The following is a 19,810-nucleotide window of genomic DNA, read 5'->3' as shown; positions in this document are numbered from 1 at the left end:
ACCTCCAAGGGATGTACATCGCGGCAGCGGGGCGGTCGGTGAGTTGGGTTAGTGGGTCAGTGGCTGAGCCGTGCGTCGAGCTCGGCCTGCAGGGCCCGGGCGTCGGGGTTCTTGCGGAAGCGGCCGAGCACAGGGATCAGATCCGCGGCCGGCTGGTCGAGGTAGCGCTCCAGGCGGGTGGTGAGGTCGGTGTCGGCGGTGACCACCTCGTCTTCGACGGCGGCCGCGACGATCGCGGTCCAGGCCGGTGCGTTGTCGATGAGCTGGCGGATCGTGGCGTCGGCAGGCACGCCCGGCGTCTCGGCGTACGGGTCGTCGGCGGTCCACTCGTGCGTTCCGTGACCGACCTCGACCGGCTCGTCCTGTCCAGGAACGGCGACCTTGGCCTTGGATCCGACCGGCACCGTCACGGAGAGGGTGACCTGACCGTTGTCACGCACCCACGCCACGGAAGCCTCGCCGTACGGCGTGAGGTGTTTGGCGGATGCCTTCGTCAGGTGGTCGGTGAGGAGCGGGCGCACCTCGAAGGTTCGGTAACCGGGATCGACCGGGGCCAGCCCGGCCACCCGGCGGTGCATCCAGTCGGCGACGGCGCCGAGGGCGTAGTGGTTGAACGACGTCATCTCGCCGGGGTTGATGCTGCCGTCGGGCAGCATGCTGTCGTAGCGTTCCCAGACCGTCGTGGCTCCCATCGTCACTGCGTACAGCCAAGACGGGCACCCTGTCTGTAGCAAGAGGCGGTATGCCAGGTCAGGATGTCCGGAATCGGCCAGCGCGTCGGAGATCAGCGGCGTTCCGACGAATCCGGTACTGATCCGGAAACTCGACGTCCGGACGAGATCGGCGAGGCGCTCGCCGGCGCCGCGCCGCTGGGTGTCGGTCGGTAGCAGGGCCCACTGCAGGGCGAGGGCGTAAGTCGTTGCCGCATCGCTCAGTACCCGGCCCCCGGCGGTGACATACTCGGCGGCGAACGCCTTCCGGACACCGTCGGCCAGAGTGGCGTACTGACGGGCGACGTCGGGCTGGCCGACGATCTCGGCGGCCTGCGCGACGACCTCGGCCGACCGGGCCAGGTGCGCGGTCGCAACCACGTCGGCGTCGGCTTTCGCCTTGAACGCGTTCTCCGGGGGAGCCGTCGGGTCGAGCCAGTCACCGAACTGGAAGCCGCCGGACCACAGCAGGTTGCTGCCGGCCAGATCGGCCATCTTGTCGACCCACGCGCGCATGCTCGGCAGTTGCCGGGCGAGCAGGCCGGCGTCGCCCGTGCGCTGGTAGATCACCCAGGGCACGATCGTTGCCGCGTCACCCCAAGCCGCGGTCGCCGGGTGCTCGTCCTTCAGCACGTCCGGGATGACGTACGGCACGGAGCCGTCCTTCTGCTGCTCGGCCGCCAGATCGGCGAGCCAGTTGGTGAGGAATCCGGCGGTGTCGAACAGGAACGCCGCGGTCGGCGAGAAGACCTGGATGTCGCCGGTCCAGCCGAGGCGCTCGTCGCGCTGCGGGCAGTCGGTCGGTACGTCGACGAAGTTGCCGCGCATGCCCCAGACCACGTTCTCGTGGAACTTGTTGAGCAGCTCGTCGGACGATTCGAACCAGCCGGTACGGCGCAGGTCGGTGCCGACGACGACCGCCACGATGTCGTCCTTCGAGAGCGCGCTCACTCCCGATACTTCGGCGTACCGGAAGCCGTGGAAGGTGAGTGGCGAGTCGAGGGTCACCTCGTCGGGGCCGGCGAGGATGTAGGTGTCAGTGGCCTTCGCGGTGCGGAGCGGCCGGACGCCGAGCTCGCCGTTCTCCAGGACTTCCGCGTGGCGCAGGACGATCTCGTCGCCCTCGGCCTGGCCGCGGACAGTGAGGCGGACGCGGCCGACGAGGTTCTGGCCGAAGTCGACGAGGGTCTTACCGGAGGGGGACGTGGTGATCTCGACCGCGGGCAGGACGTCGGTGATCCGGACCGGCGGGCCGTCGGGAGCGACGAGCAGGTTCAGGTCGGCGTCGAGAACGTCCACCAGAGAGCGCTGTCCGGGTTCTCTGCGCAGGTCCGTGGTCTGGCCGTCGTACAGGTCGTCGGCGAGGACGTTGCTCTCCCGGGAGGTCCAGGTGCCGTCGCTCGCGAACGTGTGGATCTGGCCGTCCTCGGTGGTGACCTCGAGTTGGGCGAGGACGGCGAGGCGTTCGCCGTACAACTGCTTCTGGTGCTGGAAGCCGATCCGGCCGCGGTACCAGGCGTTGCCGAGGAGGAACTCGAGCGTGTTCTCACCAGGTCGAACAAGCTCGGTGACGTCGTACGTCTGGTAGCGGAGCCGGAACTGGTACGACGTCCAGCCGGGCGCCAGCTCCTCGTTCCCGACCCGTTGCCCGTTGAGCTCGGGGATGTAGATGCCGTGCGACGTCGCGTACAGGCGGGCCTTCACGACGCCGTCCGGGAGGTTCGCGGTACCGGCGATCAGTGGAGCGGGGGAGCCGTGCGGGTTGTTCTTCGGGCTGACGAACCGGGCCGTCCAGTCGTCCGGCGTGAGCAGCCCGGTCTCGACCGACGCGGGCTCGCTCCATTCGCTCCAGTCGTCGTTCCCCCGGACGCGGACCCGCACCTGAGCGGACTCACGCGAGGCGAGCGCCGCGCCCGGCCACGGCACCAGGACCTGGTCGGGGGACTGGACGGTGAAGACCTCGGTGGTTCCGGTGGTGATCTCGACCTCGTACGCCGTCTGCGTGTAGCCGGCGTCCGCGGCGGGGACCTGCCAGGAGATCCGCGGGCTCGCGGTGCCGAGGCCCAGAACGGTGCCGGATTCTGGCGCCTGCTGATGCTCGAAGCGGAGGGCGGTGGGTGCGGCGAGTTGCGACATGTGACTCCAACCAGGGCGCTGATCAGGACGGTCTGTGAAACGATTCATTGGGTGCTCTGACAAAACGCTCGATCTTTGGCTGATGGACCGGCGAGGACGTTTCGCCTGTTCCCTGATCCTGCGACCGGCAGTCGCCGGCCACTAGCCCGATGTGCACTCGATCTAGCACGATCTGCACCTTGGCTCGTATCGTGAGGCATGGCCGACGAGCCGGTGAGGACCCGCGGGACCGTGCTGCACTTCGTCGAAGGGACGGTGGTGCACGCGGGTACACACCTGCACCAAAAGGCGCACCCGCTGCACACACACAGCTTCTTCGAGTTGCTGCTCGTCACGGCCGGTGAAGGCGTCCATCACAGCCTTGCCGGACGTCAGCGACTGCGGGCCGGCGACGCGATCCTGCTGCGTCCGGGGGTCTGGCACGAGTACGTCGATTGCGACGGGCTCGAGGTCTACAACTGCTGTTTCTCCGCCGACCTGATCCGGCGCGAGCTCGCCTGGGCGCGTGAGGATCCCTTGCTGGGCTACCTGTTGTGGACCGGTCCGTTCTCGGCCCAGCGCCGCGGCATGATCGCCACCCACCTCGATCCGGCGACCGTGAACGAGGCGGTCGGCCACCTCGACGGACTGCGCCGGCTACGGAACCAGCCGCCGAACCGGCACCGCGGCGAGATCATCGGCTGGCTGTCGTTGTATCTCAGTTGCGTCGCGCGAACCGTCGCGGAAACCGACCAACGCGGCGAGTACACCCATCCGGCCGTCGTCGACGCGATGCGGATGATGGAGGCCGACCCGGCCCGGCACTGGACGCTGACCGATCTCGCGGGGGAGCTGCACCTCGCACCCGGGTACCTGGTCCGCCTCTTCAAGTCGGTGACCGGACTGCCGCCGATGGCGTACCTGTCGCGGCACCGCGTCGAGCTCGCGGCCGATCGCCTGCTGCACACGGACCTGCCGATCAACCGGATCGGGGAGTCCGTCGGCTGGCCCGACCAGAACTACTTCGCCCGCCGCTTCAAGTCCCACTACGGGCTACCCGCGTCGCTCTATCGGCAACGTTTCAATGCGATCCGGCACAGCTATCCGGCCGCGGACGAGAAGGTCTAGTCCGTCCAGGATCCGCTGCAGACCGAACTCGAGTCCCTGGTTCTCGCTGCCCGCCGACGTACGCATCGCGGCGGTCAGGTGCGGGAACCGATCGGCCTGGGTGGTGAGGATCTCGGCGAGCGACTGCTGCATGTCTTCCTCGCTCAGCCCGTTGGTGTGCCCGGGGAAGGTCGTGGATTGCTGGGCGATGTTCCGGACGTGACTGGTGAGGACCAGGATCGAGTCGAACTGCTCGCCGCCGGTCAGGCCCGTGCCGGCGAGTGCGGCGAGTCCGCGCTCCATCCAGGTGAGCTCGTTCGGTCCGAGGAGCCGGCGTCCGATCGTCGACTGCAGCAGCCACGGGTGCCGCGTGAATCCGTCGTACAGGTCGATCGCCCACGTCCGGAGCGCCTCGCGCCACGGTAGGTCGGGACGTTCCGGTGGGCTGCCCATCGCCAGGTCGCTCATCACCGCGACCAGCTCGCTCTTGCCGGGGACGTACCGGTAGAGCGCCATCTTCGTGACCGGGAGCTCACCCGCGACGCGTTGCATCGAGACGGCGTCGAGGCCTTCGGCGTCCGCGATCGCGATCGCGACCTCGGCGATGGCGGTCAGCGTGATCGCCGGCTTCGGGCCGCGGGTCCGCGCCGGTTCCTTGCCCCAGAGCAGTTCGGTCATCGCCTTCCTTTCTGCAATTCGCTTGAACTGTGTCTACCATACACATTACTGTGTCCGGCAGACACAGTTACTCGATGGAGGCGATGATGAAGGTTCTGGTTTCGGGTGCGAGCGTGGCGGGCCCGTCGGTGGCGCTCTGGCTGGGCCGTGCGGGACACGACGTGACGGTGGTCGAGATCGCGCCCGCGCTGCGGCAGGGCGGGTACGCGGTGGACTTCCGTGGTGAGGTGTTCACGACCGTCCTGGAGCGCATGGGCGTGCTCGAGGACCTGCGGTCGCTACAGACCGGTGGGAACGCGATGCGGTTCGTCGACGAGTCGGGCCGCAAGCTGATGCGGCTGCCGGCCGAGTTCGCGGGCGGAGAGCTGGAGGTACTGCGGGCAGACCTGTCGCGGGTGTTGTACGAGCACAGCCGCGAGCAGGCGACGTACCGCTTCGGCGACTCGATAGCCAACCTGGCGGAGCACGCGGACGGCGTGGACGTGCGGTTCGAGAGCGGTATTGAGGAGACGTACGACCTGGTGATCGGCGCGGACGGGATGCATTCCGTCGTACGGCGGCTGGCGTGGCCGGCGGACCAGGTCGTCGAACGGCACCTCGACTACTACGTGGCCGGCTGGGAGGTGCCGAACACGCTGGGGATCTCCGGCGACACGCTGATGTACAACGTCCCTGGGAAGCTCGCGAGTGTCGGCGCGGACCGTCGCGATCCGGCATTGGCGCAGACGCTGTTCGTGTTCAAGTCTCCGGAGCTGGAGTACAACCGGCGCGACCTGGACCAGCAGAAGGCCATCCTGCTGGCGCAGTTCAGCGGTCTCGGCTGGCACGTCCCGGAGCTGCTCGAAGCGTTGCCGGCGGCAACGGAGCTGTACTTCGACTCGATCAGCCGGGTGCGCGTGGACCGGTGGTCGACCGACCGGATCGTGCTGCTCGGCGACGCGGGGTACGGAGCGACGTTCGGTGCGCTCGGCACCGGTACGGCGGTGGTCGGCGCCTACGTCCTGGCGGGGGAGTTGGCCCAGGGAGACTTGCGGACCGCGTTCGACCGGTACGAGGAGCGGCTGCGGAAGGCTGTGTCGAAGACTCAGGACGGCAGCCGCTCGGGTCAGTTCATGGCGCCGGCGACCCGGTTCGGGATCGCGGCGCGGAACAAGATCCTCGACCGGCCGTTCTTCCTCAACCAGATGCTCAAGATGGCGCAGAACATGAGCGAACTGGTCGAGTTGCCGACGTACTCAGCCCAGCAGGGGGAGTTTGTGCAGGAATGACTCCCACGAGTCGGGCAGCCAGCCCGGCACGCCGAGCACGGCCAGGTAGAGCCAGATCACGACGAGCACGCAGACGAACAGCGCGAGTGTCCCGAGCGCCTTCAGCCAGGCGGGTTGCTTGCCGGTCCAGGCAGTGAGCGCCTTCACCCAGTCCTTGACCCGGTACAGCAGCCGCTGGGCCCACTCGAACTCGCTCGCGAGCACGGCGAGACCCGCGATGAACAACGGGATCCCGCCCGGCCCCGGCAACCATCCGGTCAACGGCGCGGCAATGATCAGCAGTCCGCCGAGAACGCCCACACCGATCCGGTACAACAGCAACTTCCGCGGATTCTCGCGAATCCGTCTCCGCCATTCCCACCGGTCGTCCGCCGCATCGAGCGTGAAGTTGTGATCGGTGCGGTCGGGACTCCGTTTCTCGGCCACGCCCCCAGCCTACCGGGCGGTCAGGAGGTGGCCGGGTTGCCGAACTCCCAATGCCACGGCTCTTCCCGGTTACCGCCCTGGTCGGCCCAGGCCGGGTGCAGCCAGCCGTACGCCGACGCGTGCGACTTCATCCACTGGTATTGGGTGGTGTTGTACTTGTCGACGCCTCCGCAGAGGTCGACCGCCACACCCCAGCCGTGGTTGGACGTGCCCGGGAGCGCGGCCAGGGAAGGCTTGCGCTGATAGAGGCTGACCTGGGACGCGTACGAACGGTAGGAGTCGGTGATGCAGAGCGACTTGCCGAACTGCGCACGGTAGGCCGAGGCGAGCTTCAGGTAGGCCGCGGCGGCGTCGCACCTGAGCATGTGACCGGACCCGAGCGCGCACAGCTTGCCCGACGGAATCATGCCGTTGCTGTAGCCGCCCCACCCGGTGCTCGCGGACCCGGTCGCCAGGAACGGCATCGGGTTGACGGGGTCGCCGCCGAGCCGGACCTCGAAGTGCAGGTGCGGCCCGGTCGAGTTGCCTTCGGTGCCGACGGCACCGATCTGCTGCCCGGCCGTCACCTGCTGCCCGTCCGCGACGTCGACCCTGCTCAGGTGGGCGTAGAGCGTCTCCAGGCCGTTCCCGTGGTCGATCCGCACCAGGTTGCCGGCCCAGGCGGGGTGCTCGACGCGTACGACGCCAGACGTCACGGCGCGTACCGTCGTACCGATCGAGGCCGGGAAGTCCTGGCCGGTGTGGGATCCGGTCGACCACATGGATCCCGACTGACCGAACGGCGTACCGATCTCGTAGGTCCCGTCCGGCAGCGGCCAGGTCCAGGAGCCCGAACCGACGTCGTACGACGTGGCCGTGTTGCCGCACCGGAACGCGTACGCCTCGGACGTCGCCACCGGCGCGACCTGGGGCTTGGCCGGGGCGCCGAGCGTCGGACGGAGCGCGGCGTACAGGTTGTCGGGCACCGTCGTGACGACGACCGACCCCTTCGACTCGTCGGCGGCGATCATCTCGCCGTTGTCGAGCGCGACGCCGATGTGGACGAGGCCGAGGGACCTGCTGCCCATGACGAGCAGGTCGCCGGGCTGGATCTGCGCGTTCGGGACGGCCTGGTAGTTCGGGTAGACCTTGCCGACCAGGTTCGGCAGGGTCGTGTACGGCTGCCACGCGACGCGGGCCGCGCCGAGGCAGCCGTACTTGTCCGGGCCGGTCGCGGCAACGCCGTACGGCTTCCCGACCAAGCTGAAGGCTTGGTTGACCGCCCGGATCGTCTCGGCCGACATCACGCGCACGGTCCGTCCGGCGACGGACACCGATGCGACACCCGGGACTGCCGCACCGCGGCGGGTCAGCGGAGCCAGCCCGTTCGGCAGTTTGCTCGGATTCTTGAGTACGGCGGCGGCCGGGGGAGTGACCTTCGTGGCGGCGAGCTCAGTCAGATAGGTCCGCCAGCGAGCGAGCGCCTGCTGGTTGCGCGCCAGCTGGAGCTGCTTCGAGAGCGCGGAGGCGACATCGAGATCGGCCGTCTGGTCAGCCATCGCCGCCGATGCGCTGGCAGCCTTGTGCTGGACCTGATTGCTGAGCTCCTGAGCCTTGGCGGCGGCCTCGTTCGCGGCGGTGCGCTTCGCGGTCGCGTCGGCCTTGAGCCGGTTGGACTCGGCTTCAGCAGCCATGGCCTTGTTGTACTGCGACACGTGCGTGCTGCCGAGCTGCGTGATCGCGGTCTGCCGATCGGCGATCTCCTGCAGGTTCTCGGCGATCGGGGCGAGCGACCAGAGCATCGACTCGGTACCCATCACGGTCGGAATACCCAGCTGGTACGCCTGCGCGGTGATCACGCCGAGCCGGCGACGCTCCGCGTCGGACAGGCCCTTGGACGCCGTCGCACTGGCTTCCGCCTTCTTCGCGGCGGCCTCGGCGGCCTGCGCCTCCTTCAGCGCCTTCGTGTAGGCGATCGTCGCCTTGGCGAAGTCGGCCTGGACGGCGGCGGCCTCGGCCTGGAGCTGCTCCAGCGAGCGGTTGACATCGGTGACAGAGGCAGGCGGCGGCTCGGTCGTGGGCGGCGTCGGGTCGGCGTACGCCGCCGGGACGGCGACCGCCGCCAGCAGTATGCCGAGTGCCGCGAGCCGCAGCCCCCGGCGTCTGCCCAGATCCATCCGTCCCCCATGCCTATCGCCTCACGCGCGAGCCCAGCGTAGGCGTCGTACGGTCCTGACGGAACCCTCGTGCACACACCGTGACCCTTCGGGCAACATGAGGCGGGCCACAGTTGCCGCCTCGGCGTCGGATCGGCTGGTGGCACCTATTAAAGTTCACTGCATGGCCTCGCACTTTGACGTTGTTGTCCTCGGCGCCGGTCCCGGCGGGTACGTCGCGGCGATCCGCGCCGCCCAGCTCGGGCTCAAGACCGCCATCATCGAGAAGAAGTACTGGGGCGGTGTCTGCCTGAACGTGGGCTGTATCCCGTCCAAGGCGCTGCTGCGGAACGCCGAGCTGTCGCACATCTTCCGGACGGAGGCGAAGACCTTCGGCATCAGCGGCGAGGTGACCTTCGACTTCCCGACCGCGGTGCAGCGCAGCCGGAAGGTCGCGGACGGCCGGGTCAAGGGCGTTCACTTCCTGATGAAGAAGAACAACATCACCGAGTTCGACGGCTGGGGCTCGTTCACCGACGCCAACACCCTCGACGTGACGCTGAACGACGGCTCGTCGGAGACGGTCACCTTCGGCTCCTGCATCGTGGCGACCGGCGCGACCACCAAGCTGCTGCCGGGCACCCAGCTCAGCGAGCGCGTGGTGACCTACGAGGAGCAGATCCTCACCGAGGAGCTGCCCGGCTCGATCGTGATCGCCGGCGCCGGTGCGATCGGTGTCGAGTTCGCGTACGTGCTGGCGAACTACGGCGTGAAGGTGACGATCGTCGAGTTCCTCGACCGGATGGTCCCGCTCGAGGACCCGGAGGTCTCCAAGGAGCTCGCGCGGGCGTACAAGAAGCTCGGCGTCGACGTGCTGACGTCCACGCGGGTCGACTCGATCGACGACTCCGGCGCCTCGGTCAAGGTCACCGTGACCGGCAAGGACGGCGTACAGCAGACGATCGAGGCCGACAAGGTCATGCAGGCGATCGGCTTCCAGCCGCGCGTCGACGGCTACGGCCTGGACAAGATCGGCGTACAGCTCACCGAGCGCGGTGCGATCGGCGTCGACGGCTTCTGCCGGACCAACGTGCCGAACATCTTCGCGATCGGCGACGTGACCGCGAAGCTGATGCTCGCGCACGCGGCCGAGGCGATGGGCGTGATCGCGGCCGAGACGATCGCGGGTCACGAGACGATGGAGCTCGACTACGCGATGATCCCGCGGGCGACGTTCTGCCAGCCGCAGATCGCCAGCTTCGGGTACACCGAGGAAGAGGCCCGCAAGCTCGGCCACGACGTGAAGGTCGCCAAGTTCCCGTTCACCGCGAACGGCAAGGCGCACGGCCTCGGCGACCCGACCGGTTTCGTCAAGGTGATCAGCGACAGCAAGTACGGCGAACTTCTCGGCGCGCACCTGATCGGTCCCGAGGTCACCGAGCTCCTGCCCGAGCTGACCCTGGCCCAGAAGTGGGACCTGACCACCAAGGAACTGGCCCGCAACGTCCACGCCCACCCCACCCTCAGCGAGGCTCTCCAAGAGGCCTTCCATGGCCTCGAAGGCCACATGATCAACTTCTAGCCGCAGTTGGGGAGGGTTTTGTGCCGTTCTGGGCGCAAAACCCTCCCCAAGTCATCAGTCGACGGCAGTGGCTTCGAGTTCGACCAGTTGGCCGGGGATTGCCAGGCGCGTGACGCCGAGCATTGTCGTGGTGGGTGCGACGCCCGCGGCTGCGAGGCGTGCGGCCAGTACGCCGTAGTGGGGGAACAGTAGGTCGACGTCTGTGGTGTAGACGTTGAGGCGGACGAGGTTCGTGAGGGACATTCCGGCCTCGGTGAGTACTGCCTCCAGGTTGTCGAGGCTCAGTGCCAGCTGTGCGGGCAGGTCTCCGTCGTGCTGGGGTTTGCCGTCGGCGTCCATCGCGGTCTGGCCGGAGCAGTACAGCGTCCGGGGGTGACCTTCAACCAGCTCGCCCTGGTTGAAGCCCAGCTCCAGCGACCACGGCACCGGGTTGACTGCGGTTCGTTCAATCGTCATGCCGGCGAGCTTTCCAACAAATCACGACATCCTTGGTCAGGTATTGTTTCGGGGTGCGCGCCGACCGGTTGGTCTCGCTGGTGTTGTTGCTGCGTCAACGCGGCCGGCTGACCGCAGACGTGCTCGCCCGCGAGCTGGAGGTGTCGACGCGCACGGTGCTGCGGGACATCGAGGCGCTGTCGGCGGCGGGCGTTCCGGTGTACGCCGAGCGTGGGCGGCACGGCGGATTCGCGTTGCTACCCGGGTTCCGCACCGAGCTCACCGGGCTGAATCACGACGAGGCACTGGCGTTGCTGACTGCCGGCTCGGGACGAGGCGAGCAGGTCTTCGGTCTCAGCTCCGCGCTGGCCTCGGCGATGCGCAAGGTGGTCGACGCGCTCCCCGAAAGCCACCGGACCACCGCGAGCGAGGCAGCCCAGCGGATCCTCGTCGACCCGGAGACGGACCTGCTCTCGCGTCGGCTGATCACCAAAGAGGTGCCCGATGCCACGATGCTCGAGGTCCGGCGCGCGGTGCTGGCCGGCCACAAACTGCGCATCCTGTACGCCGCCACAGGCCGGGAACCGCAGTGGCGCACGGTCGACCCGATCGGCCTGGTCACCGTCCGCGACCGCGGCTACCTGCTGGCCAGAAGATCCGGCGAGGACCGCACGTACCGGCTGTCGCGGATGCAAGCCGCCGAGGAGCTCCCCCAACCTGCGGAGCGTCCGAGCCGCGTCGACCTCGACCGCATCTGGCGCGATCGCTCCGCCCAGTTCCTCTCCGATGGCCACCTCACGGTCCTGGTACGGGTCAATCCAGCACGCCGCGAAGACCTGCTGAACGCCGCGGTGGCCGTCCGAGCCGAGGCCCCCGAACCTGACGCCGACGGCTGGCTCCACCTCGAACTGACCTTCCAAGACTCGTGGCACGCCGAATGGGCTCTCTGGCAACTAGGAGACAACGCGGAAGCCCTGAAGCCCCAGTCCCTCCGCACCGCCCTCCACAACCGAGCCACCACAATGGCCACTCGCTACGAGTCTCCGATCGACGCGGGGGTCAGCGTTCATGGATGTCGCCCAGAACGGGCTTGACGTCGACGACCGGTGTGTCGTCGAGGGCTTCCAGGTTGTTCACGTGCAGGCGGAGGCCGTCGACGGCCAGGACCGTGACTCGATGGAGGCCGAGGGGGTTGGGGCGGTCAGGGGAGCGGGTGCTGAAGACGCCGGTCGCCGGGCGGGACGTGTCGCCTCGCGGATGGACTGCCTGTACGGCGCGGTCGGCTCGGTCGAACCAGGTGATCAGGATGAGTTCGTCGCCCGCCGTGATGTCGGCGAGGGCAGCGCGGACCGACTCGTCGAAGACCACCCACGCGTCGGGGGCGCCTTCGTCGCCCTGACGGGGAGCGTCCGTGCGCTCCTGCAGGCTGGACTCGACCCGGGCGATCGGGTGCAGAACCAAGGGGCCCGTCATCGCGGGAACCTGTAGACGGTCTGGAGGGGTTCGCCCGGTACGTGGACGTGGAGGGCGAAACCGGGTTCGGCGGTGGGGTCGACCAGCGATCCGGTCGGGCTCTCGGGTTCGAAGGGGAGCGGGACCGACGAGCGGATGCCGGGGGCGACTCGGAGGGGGATGCCGGCGAAGGTTGCTGCGATGGCGTTGTGGACGTGGCCCGCGAACAGCGCGGTGACTGGCTTGCCTTGGAGCACGGCGGCGAACGGCTCGCGGGTCCGGAGCATCCACTGGTCCATCGTCGGGTGATGCAGGTTGAACGGTGGCTGATGGAACGCGACGAACAACGGTCCGTCGAACGGTTCCCGCAGTACGCCGTCCAGCCAGGCCAACGACTCCTCCGGCAGCAGACCGTGGTTCTCGCCCGGCACCGTCGTGTCGAGCAGCACGAAACGGGCCTCGCCGACATCACGAACCTGGTGCACCGGATGCGCCTCACCCGGCGCGTCGACGAACGACGCGAGCCCGGCGCGGAACGGCGTACTCACATCGTGGTTGCCCGGCAGGACGAGCACCGGCGCGGACAGCTCGAGCTCCGCGGCGAGTTCGGCGTACTCGGACTCCAGCCCGTGATCGGCCAGATCGCCGGTGACCAGGACGACGTCGACCGGGCGGCGGAACTCTCGCAGGTACGACGTGATTCGCCGGAGCCTCGATCGCGCCTCCTCCGAGCCGTCGAGATGCGGGTCACTGAGGTGCGCGATCACGTACATGGCAGCACCCTAGCCGCAGGATCCGTTCACTCTGACGTGGCGCCGGTGGAATTCCGACGCCGGTCCTCTTTCACCCCAACGCAGTCAGCAATTGCCGGTAGCCCGGAGCGAGCTGCCTGAGGGTTTCGGCTGCTTGGCTGAATTCACCCACCACCAATGGGTACTGGAGGCGGCCGAGAAGAGTGGACTGGTCGCGGGCGATGACGGCGGCTTCGGCCTCGCCGATCGAAGCCAGCCAGGTGGCGGCGTCGTCGAGGCGGCGGGCACCGGAGCGGACGGCGAAGGTCGAGAGGTGCCGCTGGAGGTCGTCGTCGATGCCGGCGGCAAGCATTCCGGCGAGCCGGTGGACGGCGCCGGCCGAGTCTCCGTTCGCGAGCCAGCTGACTGCCGCGGGCAAGGAGGCTCGGACTGCGTCCTCGACCCGCACGTCGCGGACTCGGCGAAATGCGTGCGCAGGACATGAGGAGCCGAGAAGTCGAGTTTCTCCGCCCGCCAAGCCTGCAGGAAGCTGTCGATCGGCAGCGTCGCGTAAGGGAAGCCGTCCGGGTCGTGCATCACGACGACATCGTCGGTCACCTCGAGTACGACGACCCAATGGTCGCCGCCGATCGCTGTACCGGCCGCCCAAGGCTGGTGCCTGAGCAGACCGATGTCCACGGGACCGACAAGCGCGGGGCCAGACGCAGCCCGCAGTCGGTCGAGGGCCTCGTCCGGCGAACCACCCGCGGAGCGTTCGCAGGTCCAGCCCAGCAGGTCGACGGCGGCGTCGAGGCCCAGGTCCGGGTTCCATCCGGGCGGGTCGAAGTACGGGAGGCCCGACGGTTCGATCTGTGCACCGTAGGGCGAGCCGGTCAGTACCTCGATCGCGGACGGCGGCGCAGAATTGCCGCCGGTCACCATCGCGAGTGAATTCGCGTAACAATAGCTACCGGAGCCGATATAGCGAGTCATACCGCCGACAGTGACATTTTCGGAATTCGTTGTCACCTTGGTGAATTCGGCGGCCGACGGGGGTGGGTTCGGCCGCGCCCGGCCGGTCTGGGAGATTGGGCAGCATGGCTGAACAGGTTGACGTGGTCGTTGTCGGGCTCGGAGTCGGCGGGGAGGAGACGGCGGGGCGGCTGGCGCAGGCCGGGCTGCGGGTGGTCGGGATCGAATCCCGGCTGGTCGGCGGTGAGTGCCCGTACTACGGGTGCATCCCGAGCAAGATGATGATCCGGGCCGCGAACCTGATCGCCGAGACGCGTCGCGTCGACGGCATCGCCGGTACGGCGAGCGTGCAGCCGGACTGGACGCCGGTCGCGAAGCGGATCCGCGAGGAGGCGACCGACACCTGGAACGACCAGGTCGCGGTCGACCGGCTGGTGAACAAGGGCGCGACCGTCATCAAGGACGTCGCCACGATCACCGGCCCGAACACGGTCCGCGCCGGCGACACCGAGTACGAGGCGGCCCGCGGCATCGTGATCGCGACCGGGACGGTCCCGTCCGTCCCGCCGATCGACGGCCTGGCCGGTACGCCGTACTGGACGAACCGCGAGGCGATCGAGGTCGAGACGCTGCCCGAGTCGCTCGTCGTCCTGGGCGGCGGCGCGATCGGCATGGAGCTGGCGCAGGTGTTCGCCCGCTTCGGCGTCCAGGTGACCGTCGTCGAAGGTGCTCCTGAGGTGCTGCCGATGGAGGAGCCGGAGTCGGGCGAGCTGGCCCGCGAGGCGATGGAGCGCGACGGTGTGACGTTCCGTCTCGGCGCGCACGCGCAGCAGATCGGGTACGCCGACGGCACGTTCACCGTCACGCTCGCGGACGGGGCGACGGCCACCGGCGAGAAGTTGCTGGTGGCAACCGGTCGGCGGGTGGCGACCGCGGAGCTCGGCCTGGACAAGCTCGGTCTGGACCCGTCGGCCCGGCGGGTCGAGGTCGACGAGCACGTCCGCGCGGGCGACAAGGTCTGGGCGGTCGGTGACGTCACCGGCGTCGGCGCGTTCACCCACAACGCCATGTACCAGGCCGACATCGCGGTCCGCGACATCCTGCAGGAGGCGGACGCGCCGACGGCGAGCTACCACGCGATGCCGCGGGTCACGTTCACCGACCCGGAGATCGGTGCGGTCGGGCTGACCGAGAAGCAGGCGCGGGAGGCGGGGCTGAACGTGCGGACCGCGTCGACCCCGATCCCGGCCTCGACTCGCGGCTGGATCCACAAGGCCGGCAACGAGGGCTTCATCAAGGTCGTCATGGATGCCGACCGGGGTGTGCTGGTCGGCGCGACGAGCGCGGGCCCGACGGGTGGCGAGGTGCTCAGCGCGCTGGCGGTCGCGGTGCATGCCGCCGTACCGGTGAACACGCTGCGTCAGATGATCTACGCGTATCCGACGTTCCACCGTGCGATCAGCGAGGCGCTCAAGGAGCTGTGAGATTGCTTGTTGCGATTCGGTCGCAACAAGAACAACAATGAGCGCGTGCATGTCCCTGACGGTTTCTTCAACGCGCCGACGTCCGTCGCCACCGGCCTGATCGCGGCCGGGGCGGTCGGCTTCAGCCTGCAGCGGGCGAACCGCGAGCTCCGGGAGACCGGTCCGGCGCTGGCCGGGCTGACCGCGGCGTTCGTGTTCGCGGTGCAGATGGTGAACTTCCCGGTCGGCGCGGGCACCAGCGGTCACCTGCTCGGAGGCGCGCTCGCGGCGGCGCTGGTCGGGCCGTGGACCGCCGTACTGGTGATGTCGACGGTGCTCCTGGTGCAGGGGCTGCTGTTCGCCGACGGCGGTCTGACGGCGCTGGGTACGAACATCACGTTGATGGGCCTGATCACGGTGCTCGTCGGGTACTTCCTGACACGGGCGCTGATGAAGGTGCTGCCGCGCCGGGTCGGCAGCGTCGTACCGGCCGCGACCGTCGGCGCGCTGGTGTCGGTGCCGGTCGCGGCCCTGGCGTTCACCGGGCTGTACTCGATCGGCGGCGCGGTCGACATCCCGCTCGGCAAACTCGCGACCGCGATGGTCGGCTGGCACGTTCTGGTCGGGATCGGCGAGGCGGTGATCACCGCGGCCGTGCTGAGCGCGGTCGTCGCGACCCGGCCGGACCTTGTGTACGCCGCCCGGCACCTGCAGCACGACCTGGTCCTGGTCGATGCCGACGGCAACACCTCCACGGTGTCACCGGACCGGCCGATCGCCGCGAAGCCGGCCGGCCGATCCCTCGGTGTGGGGATTGCGGTGACGCTGCTCGTCGCGGGCGGGCTGAGCCTGTTCGCGAGCGCGCACCCGGACGGGCTGGAGTTCGTCGGCGCCAAGCTCGGGTTCGAGGGTGCGGCGAAGGACTCGGCGGTTGCGGGCAGTCCACTGGCCGATTACGGCGTACACGGCATCGGAAATGCACAGGTTTCCGGCGCACTGGCCGGGATCATCGGCGTACTGGTGACGATCGTCGTCGGCCTCGCGATCGCCAAGCTCGCCTCACTCCGAACCAACAAGGCCTCATGAGTGGGGACGGCCTGCTCGTCGCGGTGGACAGCCCGGTCCACCGCGTCCCGGCGCAGGTGAAGCTCGTCGCACTGTTCGTGTTCGTCCTCGCGGTCGTCTCCACGCCGGCCGCGATCTTCTGGGCGTTCAGCCTGTACGCCGTGATGCTCGTTGCGGCTGTGGTCGTGGCGAAGTTGCCGGTGACCGTGGTGTCGCGACGGCTCGCGGTCGAGACGCCGTTCATCGTGTTCGCGTTGTTGCTGCCGTTCGTCGCGACCGGCCCGCAGGTCGACGTACTCGGGCTGCACCTGTCCCAGTCGGGTGTACTCGGTGCCTGGAACGTGCTGGCGAAGGGGACGCTCGGGGTGATCGCGGCGATCCTGCTGTCGGCGACGACCGCGCCGCGCGACCTGCTGGCCGGGCTCGAGCGGCTGCGGCTGCCCGCGACTCTCGTGGCGATCCTGTCGTTCATGGTTCGGTACCTGAGCGTGGTCTCGGACGACCTGCACCGGATGCGGGTGGCGCGGGAATCCCGCGGGTACACCGGTGGCCGGGTCGGTCATCTGAAGGCGGTCGCCGGGGGAGTGGGCGTCCTGTTCGTCCGCAGCTTCGAGCGGGGCGAGCGTGTCCATCTGGCGATGCGCTCGCGCGGCTACACCGGACGAATGCCACTGCTCAGCGTCTCGGGCGCGACCCGGGCACAGTGGCTCGAGGGTCTGGCGATCTCCCTCGCCGCGGTCACGATCGCGGTCGCGGCTAGGGTGGTGAGCTTGTGAGCGGTCCTGCGATTCAGGTCGAGCGGCTGGTGTTCGCCTATCCCGACGGGCGGCAGGCCCTGTTCGGCGTCGACTTCACCGTGGAGCGCGGCGAGCGGGTCGCGCTGCTCGGTCCGAACGGCGCCGGCAAGACCACGCTCGTGCTGCACCTGAACGGCATTCTCGGGTCGGTCGCCGGTGGGACCGGGAGCGGCCGCATCCAGATCGGCGGCACCGGGCTGCACCGGGAGCACCTGACCGAGATCCGGCGCAAGGTCGGTCTGGTCTTCCAGGACCCGGACGACCAGCTGTTCATGCCGACGGTCCGCGACGACGTGGCCTTCGGGCCCGCCAACCTCGGGTTGCGTGGCGCGGAGCTCGACGATCGCGTCCACGAAGCGCTGGTCCAGGTCGGCATGCAGGACCACGCCGACCTCGCCCCGCACCACCTGTCGTTCGGTCAGCGCCGACGGGTCGCCGTCGCCACGGTCCTCGCGATGCGTCCCGAAGTACTGGTCCTCGACGAGCCGTCGAGCAACCTCGATCCCGCAGCCCGTCGCGAGCTCGCCGACATCCTTGCCGGGCTCGACGTCACGCTGCTGATGATCACCCACGACCTCCCGTACGCGCTGCAGCTGTGCGAGCGGAGCCTGTTGATGGATGGCGGCCGGATCGTGGCTGACGGCAAGACCCGTGACCTGCTCGGCGACGCCGACCTGATGGCCGCACATCGTCTCGAGCTGCCGTACGGATTCGATCCCCTCTCCGTCCCCGGTCCGGAGCGTTCATGAAGATCACTGCGGTCACCGTCGAGGTCACGTCGGAGCCCAAGGCCCATCCGGTGCGCGATGCGATCCAGCTGCTCGATCGCAATGGTGTCACCAGGGTCCGCATCGACACCGACGAGGGCGTCAGCGGCGTGAGTACGACGTACTTCGGTCGCGTCGAGAGCTCACCGGACGTGCTGGCGAAGATCGTCACCGACCAGCTGGCGCCGGCGATCATCGGCGAGGATCCAGCCGTCATCCGGGGGATCCGGCAACAGCTGCAGACGCTGACCGACTACCAGGGGACGGCGGGGCTGTCGTCGTACGGGATCTCGGCGATCGACCAGGCGCTGTGGGATCTGCTCGGGAAGTCGTTGGGTGTGCCGGTGTGGAAGTTGCTCGGTGCGCAGCGGACCGCCATCCCGACGTACGCGATGGTCGGCTGGCTGGAGCTCGACGTTGCAGGTCTGGAGCGGGTGTCCGCGGAGGCGATGGAGCAGGGCTTCCGGGGCGTGAAGATGAGGGTCGGCGGCGGGCCGCTGACCGAGGATGTGCAACGGATCAAGGCGGTCCGCAACGTGATCGGGCCGGATGCGCCGCTGATGGTCGACGCCAATCAGGCCTTCGGGTTCGCCGAGGCGCTGCGGCGCGGCCGGGTGTACGAAGAACTCGACTGCCGGTGGTTCGAGGAGCCGCTGCCGGCGGGGGACACCGACGGTCATGTCCGGCTGGCGGAGAAGTTGGACATCCCGATCGCGACGGGCGAGAACCGCTACGGGCAGGCCGCGTTCCGGGACCTGATCGCGCGCGGCGGCGTGGGCGTCGTACAACCTGATCTGCGACGGGCCGGTGGGTTGACGGATTGTCTCGAGATCGGGTTGATGGCGGCCGGGTTCGGGATTCCGTACGCGTCGCACGGCGGCGGTGCGCACATTCATGTGCTGGCGGCCCTGCCGAACACGATCTACGTGGAGAGCGGGCTGCTGCCTGCCGGGGTGCAACTGGTGGACGGTTGTTATCCGTTGCCGACGGGACCGGGTTTGTCGTCCTGGGACGGCTAGTTGGTGACAGTCACCGGGAATCCACGGTGAATTTGTTACCAAGCCCTTGTGTGTTACTCGCCAGTCAGCGAAGGTGACGTTGAGTACTTCTGTCGCTACCCCCCGCTCAGGCAAAGGCGGTCCGCCCCCATGAAGTCATTCACCAGTTTGCTCACTGCCGCGGCCCTCGGTGCCGCGATGCTCCTCAGCCCGGGTGTCGCGCATGCCGCGGCACCGAACTACGTCGCGCTCGGCGACTCCTACGCCTCCGGTGTCGGAACCCGCTCCTACATCGAGAGCAGCGGCTCCTGCCAGCGCTCCACGAAGGCCTACGCGTACATCGACGCCGGCCGGATCGGCGCGAACCTCACGTTCGTCGCCTGCTCCGGCGCGCGGGTCGCCGATGTGACCGCGAATCAGCTGCCGTCGGTGACCAGCTCGACCAACATCGTCTCCGTCCAGGTCGGCGGCAACGACGCCGGGTTCTCGTCGGTGATCACCGAGTGCGCGAAGCCGTCCTGGCTCGCCGACTGCACCGGCGCGGTCGCGAACGCACGGTCGATCATCAACAACACGCTGCCGGGCCGACTCAACACGCTCTACTCGTCGATCAGGAGCCGGGCCTCGTCGGCGAAGGTCGTCGTGGTCGGGTACCCGCGCCTGTTCAACGGCACCGACTGCAACGCCGGCACGTTCTTCAGCCCCGACGAGATGACCAAGCTGAACGCCACCGCGGACCTGCTGAACTCGAAGGTCTCGGCCTCGGCGAGCGCGGCCGGTTTCACGTTCGTGGATCCGACGTCGAACTTCATCGGGCATGCGGTCTGCGGCAGCCCGGAGTGGATCAACGGGCTGTCCAACCCGGTCAGCGAGTCCTACCACCCCAACGTGACCGGCCAGGCGGCGTACGCCGGCCTCGTCCAACCCGCCCTCTGACCGATCCACGTTTGCCTGGCTGACCAGGCAAATGAGGGGTTCGTGACCCGGATTCAGGGTCACGAACCCCTCATTTCATGGGTGAGCCAGGCAAATTGCCGGGTCAGCCAGGCAAATTGGTGAGGGGGAGGGTGCGGACGGGGCTGGTTCGTGGTGTCATGCAGGAGTGGCGC

19 protein-coding genes are annotated in these 19,810 nt (G+C 68.6%); 11 read left to right on the top strand and 8 right to left on the bottom strand.

Features of this window, described 5'->3' with window-relative positions; all coding sequences use genetic code 11:
- Positions 1 to 56 precede the first annotated feature (56 nt).
- The gene (locus EV647_RS18675) at positions 57 to 2,846 is read right to left on the bottom strand and encodes an alpha-L-rhamnosidase (protein ID WP_134004602.1); all 2,790 of its coding nucleotides are present in this window, start codon (positions 2,844 to 2,846) and stop codon (positions 57 to 59) included.
- 198 nt (positions 2,847 to 3,044) lie between these two features.
- On the opposite strand from EV647_RS18675, the gene EV647_RS18670 reads away from it, so the two are divergent.
- Positions 3,045 to 3,953, top strand: coding sequence for an AraC family transcriptional regulator (locus tag EV647_RS18670; protein WP_134004599.1), 909 nt, complete (start codon positions 3,045 to 3,047; stop codon positions 3,951 to 3,953).
- Here the strand turns inward: EV647_RS18670 and EV647_RS18665 are convergent.
- Entirely contained in the window at positions 3,879 to 4,610 is a 732-nt protein-coding gene (locus EV647_RS18665) for a TetR/AcrR family transcriptional regulator (protein ID WP_134004597.1), read from the bottom strand. The genes EV647_RS18670 and EV647_RS18665 overlap by 75 nt on opposite strands.
- 74 nt (positions 4,611 to 4,684) lie before the next feature.
- Here EV647_RS18665 and EV647_RS18660 point away from each other — a divergent pair, with 74 nt between their 5' ends.
- On the top strand, positions 4,685 to 5,878 hold the full coding sequence (locus EV647_RS18660; protein ID WP_238177285.1) for an FAD-dependent monooxygenase: 1,194 nt from the start codon (positions 4,685 to 4,687) through the stop codon (positions 5,876 to 5,878).
- Here EV647_RS18660 and EV647_RS18655 read toward each other — a convergent pair.
- Positions 5,846 to 6,304 carry a PGPGW domain-containing protein gene (locus EV647_RS18655; protein ID WP_134004594.1) on the bottom strand — a complete coding sequence of 153 codons (459 nt, stop codon included), beginning with the start codon at positions 6,302 to 6,304 and terminating at the stop codon, positions 5,846 to 5,848. The two genes, EV647_RS18660 and EV647_RS18655, sit on opposite strands and share 33 nt — an antisense overlap.
- 20 nt (positions 6,305 to 6,324) lie before the next feature.
- The gene (locus EV647_RS18650; protein WP_134004591.1) at positions 6,325 to 8,460 is read right to left on the bottom strand and encodes a peptidoglycan DD-metalloendopeptidase family protein; all 2,136 of its coding nucleotides are present in this window, start codon (positions 8,458 to 8,460) and stop codon (positions 6,325 to 6,327) included.
- A gap of 163 nt (positions 8,461 to 8,623) precedes the next feature.
- On the opposite strand from EV647_RS18650, the gene lpdA reads away from it, so the two are divergent.
- Positions 8,624 to 10,021, top strand: a complete 1,398-nt coding sequence (gene lpdA, locus EV647_RS18645) for a dihydrolipoyl dehydrogenase (protein ID WP_134004589.1) — start codon at positions 8,624 to 8,626, stop codon at positions 10,019 to 10,021.
- Between the two features lie 54 nt (positions 10,022 to 10,075).
- Here lpdA and EV647_RS18640 read toward each other — a convergent pair whose 3' ends face one another.
- Positions 10,076 to 10,471: a RidA family protein gene (locus tag EV647_RS18640; protein ID WP_134005918.1), complete on the bottom strand. Its 396-nt coding sequence runs from the start codon at positions 10,469 to 10,471 to the stop codon at positions 10,076 to 10,078.
- A 59-nt stretch (positions 10,472 to 10,530) separates the two neighbouring features.
- Here EV647_RS18640 and EV647_RS18635 point away from each other — a divergent pair, with 59 nt between their 5' ends.
- On the top strand, positions 10,531 to 11,550 hold the full coding sequence (locus EV647_RS18635) for a YafY family protein (RefSeq protein WP_134004586.1): 1,020 nt from the start codon (positions 10,531 to 10,533) through the stop codon (positions 11,548 to 11,550).
- Here the strand turns inward: EV647_RS18635 and tsaA are convergent.
- The 3 genes from tsaA to EV647_RS42580 all read right to left on the bottom strand — a co-directional run bounded on the left by tsaA (position 11,516) and on the right by EV647_RS42580 (position 13,108).
- Complete coding sequence (tsaA, locus tag EV647_RS18630; protein WP_134004584.1) at positions 11,516 to 11,929, bottom strand: tRNA (N6-threonylcarbamoyladenosine(37)-N6)-methyltransferase TrmO; 414 nt, start codon at positions 11,927 to 11,929, stop codon at positions 11,516 to 11,518. The genes EV647_RS18635 and tsaA overlap by 35 nt on opposite strands.
- Positions 11,926 to 12,681, bottom strand: a complete 756-nt coding sequence (locus EV647_RS18625; protein ID WP_134004581.1) for a metallophosphoesterase — start codon at positions 12,679 to 12,681, stop codon at positions 11,926 to 11,928. Before EV647_RS18625 ends, tsaA begins: the two co-directional genes overlap by 4 nt.
- Before the next feature lie 70 nt (positions 12,682 to 12,751).
- Entirely contained in the window at positions 12,752 to 13,108 is a 357-nt protein-coding gene (locus EV647_RS42580; RefSeq protein ID WP_202876227.1) for a hypothetical protein, read from the bottom strand.
- 122 nt (positions 13,109 to 13,230) lie between these two features.
- Between EV647_RS42580 and EV647_RS42575 the strand changes: the two genes are divergently transcribed.
- From EV647_RS42575 to EV647_RS18590, 7 genes are all read left to right on the top strand, one after another.
- The gene (locus tag EV647_RS42575; protein WP_202876226.1) at positions 13,231 to 13,590 is read left to right on the top strand and encodes a hypothetical protein; all 360 of its coding nucleotides are present in this window, start codon (positions 13,231 to 13,233) and stop codon (positions 13,588 to 13,590) included.
- Positions 13,591 to 13,736: 146 nt separating this feature from the next.
- Positions 13,737 to 15,095, top strand: coding sequence for an NAD(P)/FAD-dependent oxidoreductase (locus EV647_RS18615; protein WP_134004578.1), 1,359 nt, complete (start codon positions 13,737 to 13,739; stop codon positions 15,093 to 15,095).
- Positions 15,096 to 15,140: 45 nt separating this feature from the next.
- On the top strand, positions 15,141 to 16,160 hold the full coding sequence (locus tag EV647_RS18610; protein WP_134004576.1) for an energy-coupling factor ABC transporter permease: 1,020 nt from the start codon (positions 15,141 to 15,143) through the stop codon (positions 16,158 to 16,160).
- Positions 16,157 to 16,915, top strand: coding sequence for a cobalt ECF transporter T component CbiQ (gene cbiQ / locus EV647_RS18605; protein WP_134004574.1), 759 nt, complete (start codon positions 16,157 to 16,159; stop codon positions 16,913 to 16,915). The genes EV647_RS18610 and cbiQ overlap by 4 nt, the downstream gene beginning before the upstream one ends.
- Entirely contained in the window at positions 16,912 to 17,685 is a 774-nt protein-coding gene (locus tag EV647_RS18600; protein ID WP_134004572.1) for an energy-coupling factor ABC transporter ATP-binding protein, read from the top strand. Before cbiQ ends, EV647_RS18600 begins: the two co-directional genes overlap by 4 nt.
- Positions 17,682 to 18,722 carry a mandelate racemase/muconate lactonizing enzyme family protein gene (locus EV647_RS18595; RefSeq protein ID WP_134004570.1) on the top strand — a complete coding sequence of 347 codons (1,041 nt, stop codon included), beginning with the start codon at positions 17,682 to 17,684 and terminating at the stop codon, positions 18,720 to 18,722. The genes EV647_RS18600 and EV647_RS18595 overlap by 4 nt, the downstream gene beginning before the upstream one ends.
- Before the next feature lie 129 nt (positions 18,723 to 18,851).
- Positions 18,852 to 19,637, top strand: coding sequence for an SGNH/GDSL hydrolase family protein (locus tag EV647_RS18590; protein WP_134004568.1), 786 nt, complete (start codon positions 18,852 to 18,854; stop codon positions 19,635 to 19,637).
- Positions 19,638 to 19,810 lie beyond the last annotated feature (173 nt).

Origin of the sequence: Kribbella sp. VKM Ac-2566 (assembly GCF_004366005.1) — a bacterium.
In the GTDB taxonomy this organism is placed as follows: Bacteria; Actinomycetota; Actinomycetes; order Propionibacteriales; family Kribbellaceae; genus Kribbella; species Kribbella pratensis.
Note: the sequence above shows the minus strand (reverse complement) of the source record. Positions and strands in the feature narration are given on the sequence as shown.